Source organism: Arthrobacter sp. ZGTC412, assembly GCF_002929215.1.
In the GTDB taxonomy this organism is placed as follows: Bacteria; Actinomycetota; Actinomycetes; order Actinomycetales; family Micrococcaceae; genus Arthrobacter.
This window is the reverse complement of record NZ_PJII01000002.1, coordinates 50,878-69,570: the sequence shown is the minus strand read 5'-3', so window position 1 is coordinate 69,570 and position 18,693 is coordinate 50,878. Positions and strand designations below refer to the sequence as shown.

Annotated in this window: 20 protein-coding genes; 18 read left to right on the top strand and 2 right to left on the bottom strand. The window is 65.2% G+C overall.

Going from position 1 to position 18,693, the window contains the following annotated elements:
- Window positions 1-19 precede the first annotated feature (19 nt).
- The 6 genes from CXQ88_RS03520 (at window position 20) to CXQ88_RS03495 (ending at window position 4,214) form a co-directional block, all read left to right on the top strand.
- Entirely contained in the window at window positions 20-1,354 is a 1,335-nt protein-coding gene (locus tag CXQ88_RS03520; protein ID WP_104042792.1) for a molybdopterin molybdotransferase MoeA, read from the top strand.
- The gene (moaC, locus tag CXQ88_RS03515; protein WP_104042791.1) at window positions 1,342-1,836 is read left to right on the top strand and encodes a cyclic pyranopterin monophosphate synthase MoaC; all 495 of its coding nucleotides are present in this window, start codon (window positions 1,342-1,344) and stop codon (window positions 1,834-1,836) included. The genes CXQ88_RS03520 and moaC overlap by 13 nt, the downstream gene beginning before the upstream one ends.
- Window positions 1,833-2,363, top strand: a complete 531-nt coding sequence (locus CXQ88_RS03510) for a MogA/MoaB family molybdenum cofactor biosynthesis protein (RefSeq protein WP_104042790.1) — start codon at window positions 1,833-1,835, stop codon at window positions 2,361-2,363. Before moaC ends, CXQ88_RS03510 begins: the two co-directional genes overlap by 4 nt.
- Window positions 2,353-2,829, top strand: coding sequence for a molybdenum cofactor biosynthesis protein MoaE (locus CXQ88_RS03505; RefSeq protein WP_104042789.1), 477 nt, complete (start codon window positions 2,353-2,355; stop codon window positions 2,827-2,829). The genes CXQ88_RS03510 and CXQ88_RS03505 overlap by 11 nt, the downstream gene beginning before the upstream one ends.
- A 132-nt stretch (window positions 2,830-2,961) precedes the next feature.
- Window positions 2,962-3,732 carry a 4-hydroxy-tetrahydrodipicolinate reductase gene (dapB, locus tag CXQ88_RS03500; RefSeq protein ID WP_104042788.1) on the top strand — a complete coding sequence of 257 codons (771 nt, stop codon included), beginning with the start codon at window positions 2,962-2,964 and terminating at the stop codon, window positions 3,730-3,732.
- A gap of 2 nt (window positions 3,733-3,734) precedes the next feature.
- Window positions 3,735-4,214, top strand: a complete 480-nt coding sequence (locus CXQ88_RS03495; protein ID WP_104042787.1) for a hypothetical protein — start codon at window positions 3,735-3,737, stop codon at window positions 4,212-4,214.
- Between the two features lie 53 nt (window positions 4,215-4,267).
- Here the strand turns inward: CXQ88_RS03495 and CXQ88_RS03490 are convergent, their stop codons facing one another.
- Window positions 4,268-5,503: a heparan-alpha-glucosaminide N-acetyltransferase domain-containing protein gene (locus CXQ88_RS03490; RefSeq protein WP_104042786.1), complete on the bottom strand. Its 1,236-nt coding sequence runs from the start codon at window positions 5,501-5,503 to the stop codon at window positions 4,268-4,270.
- An 86-nt stretch (window positions 5,504-5,589) separates the two neighbouring features.
- Here CXQ88_RS03490 and CXQ88_RS03485 point away from each other — a divergent pair, with 86 nt between their 5' ends.
- The 8 genes from CXQ88_RS03485 (at window position 5,590) to CXQ88_RS03450 (ending at window position 14,267) form a co-directional block, all read left to right on the top strand.
- On the top strand, window positions 5,590-5,952 hold the full coding sequence (locus CXQ88_RS03485) for a hypothetical protein (protein WP_373637688.1): 363 nt from the start codon (window positions 5,590-5,592) through the stop codon (window positions 5,950-5,952).
- Between the two features lie 34 nt (window positions 5,953-5,986).
- Window positions 5,987-6,769: a carbon-nitrogen hydrolase family protein gene (locus tag CXQ88_RS03480; protein WP_104042784.1), complete on the top strand. Its 783-nt coding sequence runs from the start codon at window positions 5,987-5,989 to the stop codon at window positions 6,767-6,769.
- A 58-nt stretch (window positions 6,770-6,827) separates the two neighbouring features.
- On the top strand, window positions 6,828-7,736 hold the full coding sequence (gene dapA, locus CXQ88_RS03475) for a 4-hydroxy-tetrahydrodipicolinate synthase (protein ID WP_104042783.1): 909 nt from the start codon (window positions 6,828-6,830) through the stop codon (window positions 7,734-7,736).
- A gap of 41 nt (window positions 7,737-7,777) precedes the next feature.
- Entirely contained in the window at window positions 7,778-9,469 is a 1,692-nt protein-coding gene (locus CXQ88_RS03470) for a ribonuclease J (RefSeq protein WP_104042782.1), read from the top strand.
- Between the two features lie 136 nt (window positions 9,470-9,605).
- Window positions 9,606-12,524 carry an FtsK/SpoIIIE family DNA translocase gene (locus tag CXQ88_RS03465; protein WP_104042781.1) on the top strand — a complete coding sequence of 973 codons (2,919 nt, stop codon included), beginning with the start codon at window positions 9,606-9,608 and terminating at the stop codon, window positions 12,522-12,524.
- A gap of 9 nt (window positions 12,525-12,533) precedes the next feature.
- Window positions 12,534-13,175: a CDP-diacylglycerol--glycerol-3-phosphate 3-phosphatidyltransferase gene (pgsA, locus tag CXQ88_RS03460; RefSeq protein ID WP_104042780.1), complete on the top strand. Its 642-nt coding sequence runs from the start codon at window positions 12,534-12,536 to the stop codon at window positions 13,173-13,175.
- On the top strand, window positions 13,172-13,666 hold the full coding sequence (locus CXQ88_RS03455) for a CinA family protein (protein WP_104042779.1): 495 nt from the start codon (window positions 13,172-13,174) through the stop codon (window positions 13,664-13,666). The genes pgsA and CXQ88_RS03455 overlap by 4 nt, the downstream gene beginning before the upstream one ends.
- A 148-nt stretch (window positions 13,667-13,814) precedes the next feature.
- Window positions 13,815-14,267: a helix-turn-helix domain-containing protein gene (locus CXQ88_RS03450; RefSeq protein WP_104042778.1), complete on the top strand. Its 453-nt coding sequence runs from the start codon at window positions 13,815-13,817 to the stop codon at window positions 14,265-14,267.
- Between the two features lie 92 nt (window positions 14,268-14,359).
- Here CXQ88_RS03450 and CXQ88_RS03445 read toward each other — a convergent pair whose 3' ends face one another.
- Window positions 14,360-14,956: a MarR family winged helix-turn-helix transcriptional regulator gene (locus tag CXQ88_RS03445; protein ID WP_258061674.1), complete on the bottom strand. Its 597-nt coding sequence runs from the start codon at window positions 14,954-14,956 to the stop codon at window positions 14,360-14,362.
- A 41-nt stretch (window positions 14,957-14,997) separates the two neighbouring features.
- Between CXQ88_RS03445 and CXQ88_RS03440 the strand changes: the two genes are divergently transcribed.
- The 4 genes from CXQ88_RS03440 to miaB all read left to right on the top strand — a co-directional run bounded on the left by CXQ88_RS03440 (window position 14,998) and on the right by miaB (window position 18,691).
- Window positions 14,998-15,222 (top strand): DUF3046 domain-containing protein, encoded by a 225-nt coding sequence (locus CXQ88_RS03440; protein ID WP_104042777.1) that lies wholly within the window; start codon window positions 14,998-15,000, stop codon window positions 15,220-15,222.
- 190 nt (window positions 15,223-15,412) lie between these two features.
- A complete protein-coding gene (gene recA / locus CXQ88_RS03435) occupies window positions 15,413-16,468 on the top strand; it encodes a recombinase RecA (RefSeq protein ID WP_104042776.1) in 1,056 nt (351 codons plus the stop codon).
- 3 nt (window positions 16,469-16,471) lie between these two features.
- The gene (locus CXQ88_RS03430; RefSeq protein ID WP_104042775.1) at window positions 16,472-17,110 is read left to right on the top strand and encodes a regulatory protein RecX; all 639 of its coding nucleotides are present in this window, start codon (window positions 16,472-16,474) and stop codon (window positions 17,108-17,110) included.
- A gap of 3 nt (window positions 17,111-17,113) precedes the next feature.
- Window positions 17,114-18,691: a tRNA (N6-isopentenyl adenosine(37)-C2)-methylthiotransferase MiaB gene (gene miaB, locus CXQ88_RS03425; RefSeq protein WP_104042774.1), complete on the top strand. Its 1,578-nt coding sequence runs from the start codon at window positions 17,114-17,116 to the stop codon at window positions 18,689-18,691.
- The last annotated feature ends 2 nt before the right edge of the window (window positions 18,692-18,693 follow it).

The window sequence follows — 18,693 nt, the reverse complement described above, 5'->3', positions numbered from 1 at the left end:
GCTTACTGAAGGCGGAACCATGACCAGCCCGCAACCGCATGGAACGTTCCCTGGTGGAACGATCGCAGGCCAAGCGCAGCATCAGGGCGGCGGCGAAACGCTGCACCAGGCCAACCACCATGCCGGGCACCGGGGGCGTCACGCCGGGCACCAGGCGAGGTCCGTGGCTGAGCATGTGGCTGCCGTCGCCGAACTGTTGCGTCCGTTGCGGGCACTCAACCGGATCGAAGTCCTGCCCCTGCATGAGGCGCTGGGCCGAGGCCTGGTCAGCGACGTCACCGCCCCCATCAGCCTGCCGCCCTTCGCCAATTCCCAGATGGACGGCTATGCCATCCGTTCCGCGGATGTGCCCGACGGCGGAACGGATTTTCGCGTTATGCCTCCCGTCCCAGCCGGCGCAAGCCCGGCAGCCCTTGGGCCCGGTATGGCTGCACCGATCATGACCGGGGCGATGCTCCCGGAAGGGGCCGACGCCGTCGTCCCCATTGAGCGGGCCATACCGGACCGATTCCTGCCGCACACTGAGCAGGCAATGGTAAAGCTGCCTGCGGCAGCGCCCGGCGCCTTTGTGCGGTACACCGGCAGTGATGTCCGGGCCGGCGAAACGGCCCTGGCATCGGGCACTTTCCTGGGCCCGGCACAGCTGGGTCTCTTGGCGGCGCTCGGTATCTCCGAAGTGGCGGTCCACAAGGCCGTGACAGTCCTGCTGGTCACTACGGGCGACGAAGTGGTGGAACCCGGCCAGGAGTTGCCCGCCGGCAAGATTTACGACTCCAACGGAACACTCCTCGAAGCAGCCATGAAGCAGGCTGGACTGCAGGTCCGCCGCGCGGGGATTGCCTCTGACAATCCGGGGGAGCTTCGCACGCTGCTGCGGACCGAGGGCGGCGTGGATCTGATCGTCACCACCGGCGGGGTCAGCAAAGGCGCGTACGAGGTGGTCCGTCAGGCGATGGAGGACCAGCGGGTGGAGTTCCTGCATGTGGCCATGCAGCCGGGCGGCCCGCAGGGGATTGGTACCTTCGAAGGACGCCCCTTCCTCGGATTCCCCGGGAACCCCGTCAGCTGCCTGGTGTCCTTTGAGATGTTCCTCCGCCCCGTCCTGGCCGGCCTGTTCGGTACACCTGCACCGCGCCTGCCCATCCGCGCGCGCCTGAGCCGTCCCCTTACGTCACCCGAGCACAAGCACCAGGTCCGCCGCGGCACCCTGCAGCCCGACGGAACGGTGGAGCTCCAAGGTGGGGAAAGCTCACATCTGATGCACGCGCTCGCGGGCTCCAACGTGCTGGTCCACGTGCCGGAAGGAGTCGCCGCGCTCACGGCAGGGGCAGAGGTGGAAGTATGGATGCTGTGAATGCAGAACAATCCCCGGCCGCGCTGACTCACCTGCGCCAGGACGGCAGCGCCCAGATGGTGGATGTCTCCGCCAAAGCAGAAACCACCCGGGAGGCCACCGCCACCGCCACGGTCCGCACCACCGCAGAGGTCATGGGCCTGCTCGGCTCAGGTGGCCTGCCCAAGGGCGACGCCCTGGCCGTGGCACGGGTTGCCGGCATCATGGCCGCCAAGAAGACCCCCGAGTTGATTCCGCTGTGCCATCCGCTCCCGCTGTCCAAGGTCACCGTGGACTTCGAGCTTGCACCTGACTCGGTCGCCATCCTCGCGACCGTCAAGACCCGCGGTGTCACCGGGGTGGAGATGGAGGCACTCACTGCAGCCTCCGTGGCAGCCCTCAGCGTCTACGACATGATCAAGGCTGTGGACAAGCACGCCGTCCTGAACGACATCAAAGTGCTCGCCAAAAGCGGCGGCAAGAGCGGGGACTGGACACTGTGATCAATCCCAGCACCGTGAATGCGCCCGAACCCCACCGCCACGGCGATGTCCAAGGGCGGAAGGCCGGCGTCGTGATCGCCTCCACCCGGGCCGCCGCAGGCATATACGACGACGAAACCGGCCCCGTGATCACCGACTGGCTGACCGAACACGGTTTCGACGTTTTTCCCGCCATGGTGGTCCCGGACGGCGAGCCGGTAGGTGCAGCCATCCGCGCCCTCCTGACCCAGCGCCCCGCCGTCGTTATCACCAGCGGAGGCACGGGCCTCAGCCCGGACGACCGCACACCGGATGTCACCCTGCCGCTGCTGGACCGCGAGATACCCGGCATCATGGAAGCGATCCGCCGCGCCGGCGCCGCAAAGACCCCACTGGCCGTGCTCAGCCGTGGTTACGCAGGTGCTGCCGGAACTACCTTCATCATCAACCTGCCCGGATCACCCAAGGGGGTCATGGACGGACTGACCGTCCTGGACCCGGTGATCGGGCACCTCTGCGACCAGCTGGAAGGCGGACATGGGCACTGAAACAGCATTCGAGGTGGTCAACGCTGTCCTGAGCGCTGATCCCATCTCCGTCGACCAGGCCATCGCGGCGGTGGAAAGCGACACCGCCGGTGCGGTGGTCAGCTTCAGCGGCATGGTACGGAATCATGACGGCGGCAAGGCAGTTGAACGTCTCAGTTACAGCGCGCACCCCACGGCACACCAGGTGATGGCCGACGTCGTTGCCCGCCTCGTTGCGGAACAGCAGGCCCAAGGGGGCGGGGACAGTGGCGCTTCCTCGCAGCCGGTGCGCATCTGGGCGGCCCACCGGATCGGCATGCTCGAAATCGGGGATCCCGCGCTGGTGTGCGCCGTGTCCGCAGCCCACCGTGGCCAGGCATTCGCTGTCTGCTCCGAGCTGGTGGACAGAATCAAGGAGCAGGTTCCCATCTGGAAGGAACAGTTCTTCACTGACGGAACGGTCGAATGGGTGGGCGCCGGCAGCTGATGCTGCCACCTTCTCCATTGCCTGGCCGGCCTGGTGTGCCCACCCCTTCACGCCGTCACCGACCAGGTCCTGCGAGGTAACGCACAGTCCGCGGTTCCTGTCCGCCGCAGGCCCACCGGTAGGGTTAACACCATGACCGAACAACTTTCTGCTCCCTTGCCCGTTGCCGTGCTGGGCGCGAACGGGCGCATGGGCGCCGAGGCCGTAAAAGCCATCGAAGCCGCCACTGACATGAAGCTCGTGGCAGCCCTGGGCCGGGGCGACTCGCTGGACCAGCTCACCGCTGCAGGTGCTCGTTTCGTGGTGGACCTGACGGTCCCCGAAAGCACCGAAGCGAACGTCCGCTTCGCCGTCGAACACGGCATCCACGCCGTGGTGGGCACCACCGGCTGGGACAGCGGCAAACTGGCCGCGCTGGAGGACCTGCTGGCCGGTCACCCGGAGACCGGTGTGCTGATCGCCCCGAATTTCGCCCTGGGTTCGGTGCTGGCCTCTGCCTTCGCTGCGAAGGCCTCCAAGTACTTCGAATCGGTGGAGATCATCGAACTGCACCACCCGGACAAGGTGGACGCACCGTCGGGCACGGCAGTCCGCACCGCCGAACTCATCGCTGCCAAACGCAGTGCCGCGCAGGTGCCACCGGGCCCAGATGCCACCACCAGCGAACTTGCCGGCGCCCGCGGCTGCGAAGTGGACGGCATACGCGTCCACAGCGTGCGGCTCCGCGGCCTCGTTGCCCACCAGGAAGTATTGCTGGGCAGCGCCGGCGAGCAGCTGACCCTGCGCCACGACTCGTTTGACCGCGCGTCCTTTATGCCCGGCGTGCTGCTTGGCCTGCGGAAAGTACCTGCCCACCCCGGACTGACGGTTGGCCTGGACGGCTACCTGGACCTGGGGCTTTAACCGTGGGCGGAGTGTTGGCTGGCTTCCGGAAGAACCGCACCAAGATCTGGGTGGGGGCGGTAACGCTGCTCCTGGTCTTTTACCTGGTGGTGTCATTCCAGCGCTCAGTTCTGCTGCTGACAGACAGCAACCCTGCAGCTGTAGCCATCGGAGCGGCCTACCTCGTGCTGCCCGTGATCGGTGCCTGGGCGCTGGTCCGGGAGCTGATGTTTGGGGCCCGCACCGAGCAGATGGCGAAAGTTCTCGAAGCCGAAGGCGGGCTTCCGGTGGACGAGTTGCCCAGGACTCCGGCAGGCCGGATTATCCGTTCCGCAGCGGATGCCGAGTTTGAGAAGTACCGGGCGGAGGCTGAGGCAGCACCGGATGACTGGCGTTCCTGGTTCCGGCTCAGCTGCGCCTACGACGCCGCGGGCGACCGCAAGCGCGCCCGCGCCTCCATGCGGGACGCCGTCAAGCTCTTCCGCGGCAGCGTTCCGGCTTAGCCTTTCAGAGATGGGCGCTCCACTGATGGGCGCTCCACTGATGACCGCCCGCCCTAGCGGATGTCCTTGACGCCGCCGCGGCCCACCTGGTTTGCCGCGTGCCCCAGCCATTCGAGGGGCCCGCGCCACTTCAGCAGCACGAACACGATGCCCACCACCGCTGCACTGGCAGCCTGGGCGAAGTACATCGCCTCCTCAGTCCAGCCAGCGGGGAGGGGTTTCAGGTAGAAGCCCGAAACCACCCATACATGGACGGAGTACAGCGTCAGGGTCATAGCGCCTGCACCGCGAAGGGGCAGCAGCAAGTCAAGAGCCACCCATTCGGCCAGCCTGCCCAGCAGGAGGAATGCCCCGATCACCGCTGCTGCCACCGCTGATGTATGCAACAGGTCGAGCGGAGTGGCCGAATGGGGCGCCGCGGACGCCAGCCACCACCAGGACCCCTCCTGAGGGATGCCTGTCAGGTTGACCTGCAGGACACTATGCAGCGGGTAGCCGGGGGAGTCCAGCAGCTTTTCGAGGGCGGCCCGGCCGCCCCAGCTCTCCATTGCGGCGGTGCCCAGCGCCTTGGCAAGGAAAGCAACAAAGGTGCCGCCGATCAACAGCACCCAAGGGACCAGTCGCTTGTTGAGCATCAGGCGGCCGACGACGAGCCCCACCAGCAGGTAGGACAGCCACTGGAAGACGGGGTAGTAGCCGGTGAAAAAGAGGTCGGCCAAGGGCCGGGTGGGGGTTGACAGATCCTCCCAGGAGGGATTGTGGCCCAGTCTCAGCGGCGGGTTCGCAGCCAGCAGCCAGGGACGCAACAGGAATGCCAGCACCGGCGAGGCCAGGATCCAGCCCGCGGCCCAACCGAGGAGCGGCTTCAGCCGCATACCCAGGAACGGCAGGACACACAGGAACAGCGCTGCGTAATGGACCAAAATGATGGCCACGCTGACTTCCAGGCCACCCAAGGTGAGTCCGACGGCGGCAATCACCAGGGCCCGCAGGGCCACCCCGCGCCTCGCTGCCGAAAGGTCGGAACCATCCAGCGGATTCTGCTTACCAGTAGACAAGGCGAGGCCCACCCCTGCCAGTACTGCGAAGAGTGCGGCGGCCCTGCCCGAAAAGGTCAGGCCGATCCAAGTGGGGGTCAGGTCGGCGTTCGATTCAAAAGTGGGAAGCAGGTGGGTGGCCATCATTCCCAGCAGGGCAAGCCCGCGCGCTGCGTCGATGCCGTGCAGCCGGCCCGGGACGGAGCGGCCGGCAACCGTCCGGGAGGAGGCGGCGGCGTTTCGGGAGGTCATGCCCAGATCGTCTCACACCTGCCTGTACCGGAGCTGTCAAGAACCTGCCCTTGTATTCGAATATATGTTCGAATAGCATTGACGGCATGCAAACCCCATCACCTGAAGTCCCCGCCTCGGAGTCCCCGCATGCCGGGCCCCTGAAGGCCATGAGCCCCGGGGTGGTTGATTACCTCTTTCGCCAGCTGGTGACCGGAAAATCTTCAGACGATATCCAGTGGGAGCGGGAGGGCGTCAGCCTGTCCGCGCAGCCGGAGGGGGCAGAACTCGCACGCCGCCTCGGTGAGACGGACATTGACGCACTGACTCCGGTGGAACTGTTCCACTACGTCAGGGCAGCCCAACGGTTGGCCGCATGGGCGGAAGGGCTCCGGCAGACGGCGGTGGGCAGGTATTGCCACCCCGGGCCAGGGGAGCCGCCCCGCGCCGATGAGGTCCGCCGCCGCTGAGCCGTGTATGCGGGTGTTTGCCTAGGATGGAGGCGTGACAGACACCCTCACCGCCGCCGCCATCCAGTACGAGCCGCTGGATGGGGGTATCACGGCCAACGCCGCCGAGCATGTGCGCCTCATCGAGGACGCAGATGACCACGGCTGCCGCCTGGTGGTCTTTCCGGAACTGTCCCTCACCGGTTACCGACTGGACCACTTAGAAGACCCCGGCTTTTGGCTGAAGCCGGATGACGAACGCCTCGGCGATGTCCGGGAGATCTGCCGCAGGACCGGAGTTACAGCTGTTGTAGGTGCTGCCTTCCGCGAAAGCGATGGTACGCCCCGGCTGGCATCAGTTGCCCTTCATCCGGACGGAAGTACCGAAACGACCTTCAAGGCCTGCCTGCACGGGCAGGAGCAAGAGCTGTTCACGCCCGGGCAGGGCGTCACTTTGATGGAAATGGACGGGTGGAGGATTGCACTCGCCCTCTGCTCCGATGCCTCCGTGCCTGAGCACGCGGCGGCCGCGGCGGCCGCGAATGCCGATGTGTATTGCGTGTCCGCCCTCTACACCAAAGACGAGGAGCACCGGCTGGGCCTCCACCTCGGAGCGCGGGCCATGGAGAACAGGATGTTCACGCTGCTCGCCAACCTGGGAGGCAGGAGCCCCCTGGGTGAATCGTGCGGCTTAAGCGGCTTTTGGGGCCCGGACGGCTACCCGTTGAAGCATGCAGCGGGAACCCGAACTGAAGTGGTTCCCTGCGTCCTGCAGCGAAGCCGCCTCGAAAAATACCGGCGGCCAACCGGCAACGCCGCCGGAGAAACCGCTATTTGACGTTCATCACGCCGATCCTATTGTCCTAACCAGCCGGGGACAGGGTAACGTTTTTTCCATGGCTGACACTTCCGCGCGCATCCCTGCCCTTGGCACCCTCCTGACCGCCATGGTCACGCCGTTCACCAAAGATGGCACCGTGGATTACCAGCAGGCAGCGGAACTGGCCAGCAAGCTGGTGGACGACGGCTGCGACGGCCTGGTGGTCACCGGAACCACGGGTGAAACTTCCACCCTCACCGACGAAGAGAACCTCGGCATGTTCCGTGCCGTCAAGGAAGCAGTCGGCGGCCGGGCGGCAATTATCGCCGGCACCGGCACCAACGACACCGCGCATTCAGTGCACCTCTCCCAGCAGGCAGCAGCGCTCGGCGTCGACGGCATCCTGCTGGTAACCCCCTACTACAACAAGCCCAGCCAGTCCGGCCTCCGCGCACACTTCGAGGCCATCGCCACTGCCGCTGACGTGCCCGTGATGCTGTACGACATCCCTGGCCGGTCCTCCATTGCGATCGAACCCGAAACCATGATCCGCCTGGCGCAGCACCCCAACATTGTGGCCGTCAAGGATGCCAAGGCCGATTTTGTTGCGGCGACCCGCGTTATGGCAGAAACTGACCTGCTCTTCTACTCCGGCGACGACGGACTGACCCTGCCCTGGATGGCGTTGGGCGCCGTGGGCCTGGTTGGAGTCACCACGCACGTGGCTACCCGCCAGTTCCGTGATCTCATTGATGCAATCAACGCCAATGACCTCGAAACTGCGCGGAAGATCAACTTTGAACTTCTGCCCGTGGTCCGCGCCACCATGACCAGGGTCCAGGGGGCCGTTGCGGCCAAACAGATTCTTAAATGGCAGGGAGTCCTGCCCAACTCGATTGTCCGCTTGCCCCTCGTGGAGCCGGACGAAGCCGAGATCGAAACCATCCGCGGGGATTTGGCGGAAGCGGGGCTGGTCTTTTCCTGAGGGCTGAGACCAGCACCCTTCCGCCTGGAAAGTAGTGCAATATGACCCAAATCGCCCTAACCGGCCTTGTCACCCCTCCGCGCCTGCCGCAGGGCACGCTAAGGATCGTTCCGCTTGGCGGACTGGGGGAGATCGGCCGGAATATGGCCGTGTTCGAAATCGACGGCAAACTGCTGATCGTGGACTGCGGCGTCCTCTTCCCGGAGGAGACCCAGCCCGGCGTCGACCTGATTCTGCCTGACTTCTCCTACATCGAGAACCGGATGAACGACATCGTGGCTGTTGTCCTCACCCACGGGCACGAGGACCACATCGGCGCTGTTCCGTACCTGCTGCGCCTCCGCAACGACATTCCGCTGGTGGGCTCGCAGCTGACTCTTGCCCTGATTGAGGCGAAGCTGCAGGAGCACCGCATCCGGCCCTACACCCTCACTGTCGAGGAAGGCCAGGTGGAGAAGTTCGGGCCCTTCGAATGTGAGTTCGTGGCCGTCAACCACTCCATTCCCGATGCTCTGGCCGTGTTCATCCGCACAGCGGGCGGCACAGTCCTGCACACCGGCGACTTCAAAATGGACCAGCTTCCCTTGGATGGCCGCATCACCGACCTGCGGCACTTCGCCAAGCTCGGCGAAGAGGGCGTTGACCTCTTTATGTCGGATTCCACCAACGCCGACGTACCCGGCTTCACTACGGCAGAGAAGGAAATCGGCCCTACGCTGGAACGCCTCTTCGGCCAGGCCACCAAGCGGATCATCGTCGCATCCTTCTCATCCCACGTGCATCGGGTCCAGCAGGTCCTGGACGCAGCCGCGAAGCACAACCGCAAAGTGGCCTTCGTCGGCCGTTCCATGGTCAGGAACATGGCCATCGCGGAGAAGCTGGGCTACCTGGATGTCCCGCCGGGTCTCATCGTGGACATCAAGAACATCGACAACCTGCCGGACAACCGCGTGGTGCTGATGTCCACCGGTTCCCAGGGCGAGCCGATGGCGGCGCTGTCCCGCATGGCAAACGGCGACCACCGTGTGGTGGTGGGCGACGGAGACACTGTCATCCTCGCGTCCAGCCTCATCCCAGGCAACGAAAACGCCGTCTTCCGGATCATCAACGGACTGCTCAAGCTGGGCGCTGACGTGATCCACAAGGGCAACGCCAAGGTCCACGTCTCCGGGCACGCTGCCGCCGGCGAACTGCTGTACTGCTACAACATCCTGGAACCGCTCAACGCCATGCCGGTGCACGGTGAAACCCGCCACCTGATTGCCAACGGCAAGATCGCCATCGAATCCGGTGTCCCGGAAGCCAGCGTCATCCTCGCGGACAACGGCACCGTGATCGACCTCAAGGACCACCGGGCTGACGTCGTCGGCCAGGTTGAAGTGGGCTTCGTCTACGTGGACGGATCCAGCGTCGGCGAGGTCACGGAGGCCGACCTCAAGGACCGCCAGACCCTGGGCGATGAGGGCTTTATCTCCATCATCACGGTTATCCACCGCGCCACCGGCAAGGTGGTGTCCGGGCCGGAGATCCATGCCCGCGGCGTGGCCGAGGACGATTCCGTGTTCGACGAGATCATCCCCAAGATCAACGCCGCACTGGAAGAAGCCGTGCTGAACCGGACGGACCACACCACCCACCAACTCCAGCAGGTGGTCCGCCGCGTGGTGGGCACGTGGGTGAACCGCAAGCTCCGCCGCAAGCCAATGATCATCCCTGTGGTGCTTGAGGCCTAACAGTCCGTCGCCGGCTCCGGCCCATACTCCCCGCTTGAGCGGGGAGTATGGGCCGGATGTGTTTAAGCGGCCCGAACCGGGATCGTCCGCCCTCAAATCCCCGGAATACCGGCGCAGTTCCGGTACCGTGGCTGGTATGGCCACTCGTACTACTTCCGCGCCCAATGGTTCAAGCAGGGCCAGCTCCGGCAGCAAATCCAGCGGCTCCGGCGGCCGCGGTTCCGGCTCCACGGCAGCGAAAACCACAGCAGCCAAGTCCGGGCGGACCGGGAGCTCCGGTACGGCGCGGACCCGCCAGCTTCCCGCCGTCGAACAGCACCAGCCCTGGCTGCTCCGGGTAGTGGGCGGAGCATGGCTGGGCATCGGCCACCTCGTCGGCGGGGGAGTGCGGCGCATTGGCCATGACGTCAGCGACCTTCCCGCCGACGAGCGCCGCGACGGTGCTGCCCTCTTCAACCTGGCACTGGGCGTCTTCATCGCCACCTTTGCCTGGTGGGGCCTCACCGGCTGGTTCCCGGACGCCGTCTACAGCGTGGTGAACGGTACGTTCGGTTGGATCTCGCTGTTGCTCCCGCTGATGCTTTTTGTGTGCGCCTTCCGGCTTTTCCGCCACCCCTCCGACGGGCGGGGCAACAACAGGGTGGGCATCGGCTTCCTCATCATGGCCTTCGCCGGCTGCGGCCTGGCCCACGTACTGGGCGGCCAGCCCACCGTCGCCCAAGGTTTTGACGGGCTGCGACAGGCCGGTGGAATGCTGGGATTCCTGGGCGCCTCGCCACTGGCAGCCATCCATCCGGCCGTTCCACTGGTGCTCTACGGGCTGCTGGCCTTCGTCTCCCTGCTCATCATCACCGCCACTCCCTTCGGCGCCATCCCGCGGCGGCTGCGCGGTGCCTATGAGCACCTCATGCGCATTGACCTCCTGGACGAGGAGCAGGACAGGGACCGCCACGACCGCAGCTACCTTGAGCGCACCACTCCGGCCGCACCGAAAAAGAAGAAGCGCCGCCTGTTCGGCAAGGACGACGACGCCGACGCCGGCCTGGAAGGCTACGTAGGCGACGAAGCGTTCGAGCATGCCGTCATCGACGACGACGAAGAGCCGACGCAGCAGCCGCCCCGCCCCGCCCCGGGGGTGCGCCGTCCCACCCAGGCGGAGATCGCCGTCGAGAAGATCAAGGCGGCCCAGGGCCTGGGCGCTGCTGCTTCCGCTGCGCCCGGGGAGAACGCCACCGAGGCCATCCCGATGATCACCCCGGGCATGTCAGCCCCCGGCGGCCAGGCCGGTTCCGCGGCACCCACCGTGCCTTCCAACCCTGTGGCTCCTGCCCCGCCGCCCGTTCCGATCCCGCAGCGGACCGAGCAGTTGTCCCTCGCCGGCGACGTTACCTACACCCTCCCTGCATCGGACTACCTGACCCCCGGCTCAATCCCCAAGGAGCGCACGGAGGCCAATGACGCCGTCGTCGCCGCCCTGACGGACACCCTTCAGCAGTTCAACGTCGATGCCACCGTGACCGGCTTCAGCCGCGGTCCCACCGTCACCCGGTACGAAATCGAACTCGCCCCGGGAACCAAGGTGGAACGGGTCACCGCACTGTCAAAAAACATCTCCTACGCCGTGGCCTCCAGCGACGTGCGGATCCTCAGCCCCATCCCGGGCAAGTCCGCCATCGGCATCGAGATCCCCAACACGGACCGCGAGACCGTTTCCCTTGGCGATGTGCTGCGCAGCCAGAACGCCCGCCGCACCGACCACCCGATGGTGATGGGTGTCGGCAAGGACGTTGAGGGCGGCTACGTGGTGGCCAACCTCGCCAAGATGCCCCACCTGCTGGTCGCCGGCGCCACCGGTGCCGGTAAGTCCTCCTTCGTGAACTCGATGATCACATCAATCCTCATGCGCGCCACCCCGGACGAGGTGCGCATGGTGATGGTGGACCCCAAGCGCGTGGAACTCACCGCCTATGAAGGCGTCCCGCACCTCATCACGCCCATCATCACCAACCCGAAGAAGGCCGCGGAGGCGCTCCAATGGGTGGTGCGCGAGATGGACGCCCGGTACGACGACCTCGCGAACTACGGCTTCAAGCACATCGACGATTTCAACAAAGCCGTCCGTGCCGGCAAGGTCCAGCCGCCGGTCGACTCCAAGCGAATCATCCGCCCGTACCCCTACCTGCTGGTGATCGTGGACGAGCTTGCCGACCTCATGATGGTGGCGCCGCGCGACGTGGAAGACTCGATCGTCCGCATCACCCAGCTTGCCCGCGCCGCCGGCATCCACCTGGTCCTGGCCACCCAGCGGCCGTCCGTGGACGTCGTCACCGGCCTGATCAAGGCGAACGTTCCCTCCAGGATGGCCTTTGCCACCTCCTCAGTGACCGACTCCCGCGTGGTCCTTGACCAGCCGGGCGCGGAGAAACTTATCGGCCAGGGTGACGCACTTTTCCTGCCCATGGGCGCTTCAAAGGCGATGCGCGTCCAGGGCGCCTGGGTCACGGAGTCCGAAATCCACAAGGTGGTTGAGCACGTTAAGGGACAGCTTCAGGCCACCTACCGTGAGGACGTCGCCGTCGACGCGCCCAAGAAGCAAATCGACGACGACATCGGGGACGACCTCGAGGTGCTGCTGCAGGCCACCGAGCTGGTGGTCACCACGCAGTTCGGCTCCACGTCCATGCTCCAGCGCAAGCTGCGGGTCGGCTTCGCCAAGGCCGGCCGCCTGATGGACCTGCTCGAATCGCGGGGAGTGGTGGGACCCTCCGAAGGCTCGAAGGCCCGCGACGTCCTGGTGAAGCCGGACGACCTCGCACCGGTCCTCGCTGCCATGAAGGGCCAGGAGGCGCCCAAGGCACCGGATGCCCAGACCGCGGCCCTCAGCGACAATGCCAACTCCAACATCGCGCAGGGCGGCTACGCCGAGGACCTGGTGGCGGCGGACCTGGACCAGCGGAAGCAGAACGTCGAATATTACGACGGCTCGGATTCCGCGCCGGGCGGCTATGACGACGAAGAGGGATCGGAGGACGCCTGGTCCCTCACCGGACGGTAGCCTAGAAAGGTGACTAGCACCGATGCAACCGCCGCCGGCAAGGGCCGTGCCGGGGTCTGGAACCTTCCCAATGTCCTGACCATGCTCCGCATCGCGCTGGTGCCGTTCTTCGTATGGTTCCTGCTCCTGGACGCGCCGGGCCTGCACAGCGAAGCAGGGCCCTGGCGCTGGGCAGCGGCGGCGTTGTTCGCCGTGGCGATTTACACGGACAAGCTCGACGGCGACATCGCCAGGAGCCGGAACCTCGTGACCGACTTCGGCAAGATTGCCGATCCCATCGCGGACAAGCTGCTCATCGGTTCCGCACTGGTGATGCTGTCCGTACTCGGTGAACTGCCCTGGTGGGTCACCGTGGTGATCCTGGTCCGTGAATGGGGCATCACCGCCCTGCGTTTCTTCGTCATCCGCTACGGCGTCATCCCGGCGTCCCGCGGGGGCAAGCTCAAAACTGTCGTCCAGACCGCCGCCATCTTCCTTTACCTCCTGCCGCTGGCAGCCATGGCGCCCTGGCTTGGCTGGGTGGCTTTCGCCGTGATGATGGTGGCCGTGCTGATCACGGTGTGGACCGGCGTCGAGTACGTTGTTGAGGCGCTGCGCCTGCGGTCAAAGGGCAAGCTGCAGGGGACCGCCAACGGGCAGGAGCAGGCATGACCAACGTCCAGCACGTGTCTCTTCACCATCTGTCTGAACAGGCTGTGACAAAGGCCCTGGAGCACCGCCGCACGGTCGCCACGGCCGAGTCGCTGACGGCCGGCATGGTGTCCGCTGTCCTTGCCGACACCCCGGGAGCCTCCGGAATGCTGCAGGGCGGCGTGGTGGCCTACCAGAACTCCGTCAAGGAAAACGTCCTGAAGGTATCCCCGGAACTCCTGGCCGACGTCGGATCCGTTGACAGCGGCGTTGCCGCCGCCATGGCGGACGGGGCCAGGGCCGCCCTGGGCGCCGATATCGGTATCTCCACTACCGGGGTGGCGGGACCGGAAGCACACGATGGAAAGCCTGTGGGAACTGTGTACATCGGCGTAGCTACGGGTACGGGATCAACAGGCTTCGAGTATTTGTTTTCCGGAAGCCGGGCGGAGATCCGCGGACAGGCCTGCGGGGCTGCCCTGGAACGGCTGCTCGAAGCGCTGGCATCCTGAAGTTACCCGCCTGTAAAGTTGGCGGGAACAAAAGCCGGTACTGATTAGTTATTACATTGTGTCGCTTCCGGAGAGCGGAGGCGCCTAGGATGAAAACACTAATGGTTCGCCCACGGCGGACCGGACTATGAGGAGCAAGGCGATACAGATGGTAAAGCAGCCCGTATCCGTGAACGGCGTTGTCCGCTGGAAGGATGTGGGCCTCGCCGATCAGGCTAAGAGCGAACAAAAGGAGCGCAAGATGGTTGTACTTCGTCACGAAATTGGTGATGTCCTGCGCGATGTTCGCCAGCGTCAGGGGCGCACGCTCCGCGAAGTCTCGCACAGCGCCCGTGTCTCCCTGGGGTACCTCAGCGAGGTAGAGCGCGGCCAGAAGGAAGCATCCTCCGAGTTGCTGTCCTCGATCTGCTCGGCCCTGGACGTACCCTTGTCCAGCATGCTTCGTGAGGTCAGCGACCGTGTGGCTGTCGCCGAAGGCGTTGCCGTTCCGGACACCGTACCCCAGGAATTCTCCCAGCGTTACGGACGTGACCTCGATCGCGACCTTAACAATGAACTGAACGACGAACTTTCAACGGGCCTGTTCTCAGGCGCCCGGTAAGGGCTGAACCACCCTTAGGTTGCCCTGCAACTAATGAAGCCTCCGGCGGTGTGCCGGGGGCTTCAGTTGTGTCTGGCTGCTTCCTCCGAGGCTTAGCCTTCCTGCCCTGCTCCGGCTGCTGCCGTGCCATGCTTGTGCGGTGCTGGTTGCGCTCGCTGCTTGTCCCCGGCGGCCGGGGCCGTGGGGCCGTCGTGCGGGAAACCGTCACGCTCATACGTGGAGTTCAGCTTGGACATGAACCGGGCCAGCTCCTGAAGGTCCTCCACCGGCCATTCCCCCAGCCGTTCCCGGAAAACCTGCCGGCGGGCATCCTGGACCTGGTGCATCTTTTCCTCCCCTTGGGGGGTCAGCCTGATGGCCTGGGCCCGTCCGTCCAGCGGGTCAGCCTCCTTGGACACCAGCCCGATGCTTTCCAGGAAGGCAATCTGCCGGCTCACGGAAGGTTTGCCGACGCCGATGTTCAGCGCCAGATCCGTGAGACGGATGGGACCCTCCCGCCGGATGACGGTCAGCAGGCCATAGGCCGCTGGTTCCATGTCCGGGTGCACCTGCCGGGAGAGTTGGTTGGAGATGGCCCGTGCGCGCCGCCAAAAAAGGCTGATTTGATGTTCCACGTTCTGCAGCGCGGCGTCCACGGTGGCGTCATCTTCGCGGCCGTTCGCGGGCGGGACGGCAGGGGAGTTGCTCATGGCAACAATTCTAGGGGGCGGGATCGTGAGAGACTTTTCTGGTGCGAATCAGCGACTATTGGCGACTTATGGACGACGAATTTGGCGCTGGGTACTCGCGGGTCCTCAGCAATACCCTGGTTCTTGCCGGGGTTGGCGGGCGCACGGCGGACCAGGCACTGGCTGCAGGCGTGGAACCGCGGAAGGTGTGGCTGGCCGTTTGTGATGTGCAGGACATTCCGGCTGAGCGGCGGCTGGGCCGGGACATCAAACCGCGGGTGGAATGAGCGTTTTCTCCTGACACGCCGCACGGTTGTTCGAATACCTGTTCGGGTAAAGCTATGCTTTTCACAGAGGGTTTTCCACATAACCGCCGTCACCCGGCCGGAATGTCAGTGGGTCCCATTAGCGTCAGAGATGACCAATAAACGGCCGCTGAGGCCACTCCAAAGCGAGAAAGCATTAGAGGTGTGAACCATGGCGGCAGCCCCGGATCGTGCAAAAGCGCTCGAAGCAGCGCTGGCCCAGATCGACAAGCAGTTCGGTAAAGGCTCGGTCATGCGGCTGGGGGACGAAGTCCGGGCCCCGATTGAGGTTATCCCTACCGGTTCCATTGCCTTGGACGTAGCTTTGGGAATTGGCGGCCTGCCCCGTGGCCGCGTTGTAGAAATCTACGGGCCGGAATCCTCCGGTAAGACCACCGTGGCCCTCCACGCCGTGGCAAACGCCCAGCGCCTGGGCGGCATCGCTGCCTTCATTGACGCCGAGCACGCACTCGATCCTGAGTATGCCGCAAAGCTCGGCGTGGACACGGATGCGCTCCTGGTTTCCCAGCCGGACACGGGTGAACAGGCCCTGGAGATCATGGACATGCTGGTTGGCTCAGGCTCTCTGGACGTCATTGTCATCGACTCCGTCGCCGCCCTGGTGCCCCGCGCTGAAATCGAAGGCGATATGGGCGACAGCCATGTAGGTCTCCAGGCACGCCTGATGAGCCAGGCCCTGCGAAAGATCACCGGCCGCTTGAGCCAGACCAAAACCACGGCGATCTTCATCAACCAGCTCCGCGAAAAGATCGGCGTCTTCTTCGGTTCGCCCGAGACAACCACCGGCGGTAAGGCGCTGAAGTTCTACGCCTCCATCCGTATTGACGTGCGCCGCATCCAGACCCTCAAGGAAGGCGCCGACTCGGTCGGTAACCGCACCAAGGCCAAGATCGTCAAGAACAAGATGGCTCCGCCCTTCAAGATCGCCGAGTTCGACATCATCTACGGCCAGGGCATTTCCCGCGAGGGCGGCATCATCGACATGGGTGTTGAGCACGGCATCATCAAGAAGTCCGGCTCCTGGTTCACCTATGACGGCGACCAGCTGGGCCAGGGCATGGAAAACTCGCGCAGGTTCCTCCGGGACAACCCCGAGTTGGCTGCTGAGCTCGAGCGCCTGATCAAGGAAAAGCTCGGTGTTGGTGTGAAGCCGGCTGAGCCCGAGTCCAAGGACTCCCCGAAGCTGAAAGCCGTTGACGGGTTCTAACCCTTGACCAGTGCTGAAAGTGCGCGTCCCCGCCGGGCCAAAACCGGCGGGCGGCGCGCTGCTTCGTATTCGAACGACTTCGAGGACGGCCCGGGTTCAGGCTCGCCGGTTGCCGGTGACCCTGAACCGGATCCGGTTTCCGTTGCCCAGGCCATCGTGTACCGGCAGCTCGCGGCTTCCGCGAAAAGCAGGCTTCAGCTTGCCCGCAAGCTCGCCGAGCGGAATGTCCCGGAGGACGTTGCCGAGGCGGTGCTGGACAAGTTCGAGGAAGCGCGGCTTATCAACGACGCCGAATTTGCGGACATGTGGGTGCGCAGCCGGTCGCAGTCCCGGAAGTTGGCGAAGGGGGCGCTCCGCCGGGAACTGGCAGAGAAGGGCGTCGACCAGGAAACCGCCGCCGCAGCGCTGGAGCAGCTCTCTGACGCTGACGAGGAAGCCGCCGCAAGAGGCCTGGTGGAGCGAAAGTTGCGCCCCGGGACTGACCTGGGGGACAGGGCGGAGCGGGACAAAGTTACGCGCCGGCTGGCTTCCCTGCTGGCCCGCAAGGGTTACCAGCCCTCCCAGGCGTTCCGTATTGTCACCGAGGTCCTCGATGCCCACGCTGCTCCCGACAATGACCAGCCGCTGAACCGGTACCCTTAACAGGTGAGTTTGACCATTCCTTCCCCTCTTTCCGGCACTAACCCCTCTTCAGGATCCAGTGTCGTGGCCCAGCCTGCCCCCGCTCCGGAACCCGGCCAGGGGAAGGCCCGCACCTACGAGGTGCGCACCTTCGGCTGCCAAATGAACGTGCACGATTCAGAGCGCATGGCCGGCATGCTGGAGGACGCAGGCTACGTGCCGGCAGATGGTGCGCAGGCGGATGTGGTGGTGTTCAACACCTGCGCCGTCCGTGAGAACGCCGACAACAAGCTGTACGGCAACCTCGGCATCCTGGCCCCGGTCAAGGCAGCCAACCCCGGCATGCAGATCGCTGTCGGCGGCTGCCTGGCGCAAAAGGACCGTGAAACCATCCTGAAGAAGGCGCCCTGGGTGGACGCCGTCTTTGGCACCCACAATGTCGGCGCCTTGCCCGCCCTGTTGGACAGGGCCCGCCACAACGATGAGGCGCAGCTGGAGATCCTGGAGTCGCTGGACGTTTTCCCGTCCACGCTGCCCACCAAGCGTGACTCCGTGTACTCGGGCTGGGTCTCCATCTCAGTGGGCTGCAACAACACCTGCACGTTCTGCATTGTTCCGGCCCTGCGCGGCAAGGAAAAGGACCGCCGGCCCGCGGACATCCTCGCGGAGATCCAGGCCCTGGTGGATGACGGTGCCATCGAAGTCACCCTCCTGGGCCAGAACGTCAATTCCTACGGCGTGGAGTTCGGTGACCGGCAGGCTTTTTCGAAGCTCCTGCGCGCATGCGGGCAGATTGAGGGCCTGGAACGGGTGCGGTTCACCAGCCCGCACCCTGCGGCTTTTACGGACGACGTCATCGATGCCATGGCCGAAACGCCCAACGTGATGCCGCAGCTGCACATGCCGCTGCAGTCGGGCTCCGACAAGGTCCTGCGGGAGATGCGGCGGTCCTACCGCTCCACGAAGTTCCTTGGCATCCTGGAAAAAGTGCGGGAGAAAATTCCCCATGCCGCCATCTCCACGGACATCATCGTCGGCTTCCCCGGTGAGACTGAGGAAGACTTCCAGGCAACCTTGGACGTGGTGGAACAGTCCCGCTTCGCGACGGCCTTCACTTTCCAGTACTCCAAGCGCCCCGGCACCCCGGCGGCGGACCTGCCGGACCAGCTGCCCAAAGCTGTCGTGCAGGAGCGCTTCGAGCGGCTCACCGCGCTGCAGGACCGGATCGCGGCAGAGGAGAACCGGAAACAGCTCGGCCGCCGGGTGGAGGTTATGGTCACCGCGCAGCCAGGCCGCAAAGCCGGAGAAACCCACCGGCTGTCCGGGCGCTCCCAGGACCAGCGCCTCGTGCACTTTTCGGTACCCGATGGTGCCCCTGCGCCGCGCCCGGGCGATCTTGTCACGGTCACCATCACCGGGGCCGCCTCCTTCCACCTCGTCGCCGATCCCACCCTTGAGGATTACAGCCTGCGCCGTTCCCGCGCCGGTGACGCCTGGGACAGGTCCCAGGCCGATTCCTGCGGAGCGCCGGTACCGGGAACCCCCAACGGCCGGGCCGGCGTTTCCCTCGGGATGCCTTCGCTGCCTGTCCGCAGCCGCTGACC

Bases quoted from the DNA above. Each gene is read 5' to 3' on its own strand.
- CXQ88_RS03490 (WP_104042786.1), bottom strand. From the start codon at position 5,503: ATGACCTCCCGAAACGCCGCCGCCTCCTCCCGGACGGTTGCCGGCCGC.
- CXQ88_RS03465 (WP_104042781.1), top strand. From the start codon at position 9,606: ATGGCCACTCGTACTACTTCCGCGCCCAATGGTTCAAGCAGGGCCAGC.
- CXQ88_RS03455 (WP_104042779.1), top strand. From the start codon at position 13,172: ATGACCAACGTCCAGCACGTGTCTCTTCACCATCTGTCTGAACAGGCT.
- CXQ88_RS03485 (WP_373637688.1), top strand. From the start codon at position 5,590: ATGCAAACCCCATCACCTGAAGTCCCCGCCTCGGAGTCCCCGCATGCC.
- dapB (WP_104042788.1), top strand. From the start codon at position 2,962: ATGACCGAACAACTTTCTGCTCCCTTGCCCGTTGCCGTGCTGGGCGCG.
- dapA (WP_104042783.1), top strand. From the start codon at position 6,828: ATGGCTGACACTTCCGCGCGCATCCCTGCCCTTGGCACCCTCCTGACC.
- CXQ88_RS03445 (WP_258061674.1), bottom strand. From the start codon at position 14,956: ATGAGCAACTCCCCTGCCGTCCCGCCCGCGAACGGCCGCGAAGATGAC.
- moaC (WP_104042791.1), top strand. From the start codon at position 1,342: ATGGATGCTGTGAATGCAGAACAATCCCCGGCCGCGCTGACTCACCTG.
- CXQ88_RS03450 (WP_104042778.1), top strand. From the start codon at position 13,815: ATGGTAAAGCAGCCCGTATCCGTGAACGGCGTTGTCCGCTGGAAGGAT.
- CXQ88_RS03505 (WP_104042789.1), top strand. From the start codon at position 2,353: ATGGGCACTGAAACAGCATTCGAGGTGGTCAACGCTGTCCTGAGCGCT.
- CXQ88_RS03520 (WP_104042792.1), top strand. From the start codon at position 20: ATGACCAGCCCGCAACCGCATGGAACGTTCCCTGGTGGAACGATCGCA.
- CXQ88_RS03470 (WP_104042782.1), top strand. From the start codon at position 7,778: ATGACCCAAATCGCCCTAACCGGCCTTGTCACCCCTCCGCGCCTGCCG.
- recA (WP_104042776.1), top strand. From the start codon at position 15,413: ATGGCGGCAGCCCCGGATCGTGCAAAAGCGCTCGAAGCAGCGCTGGCC.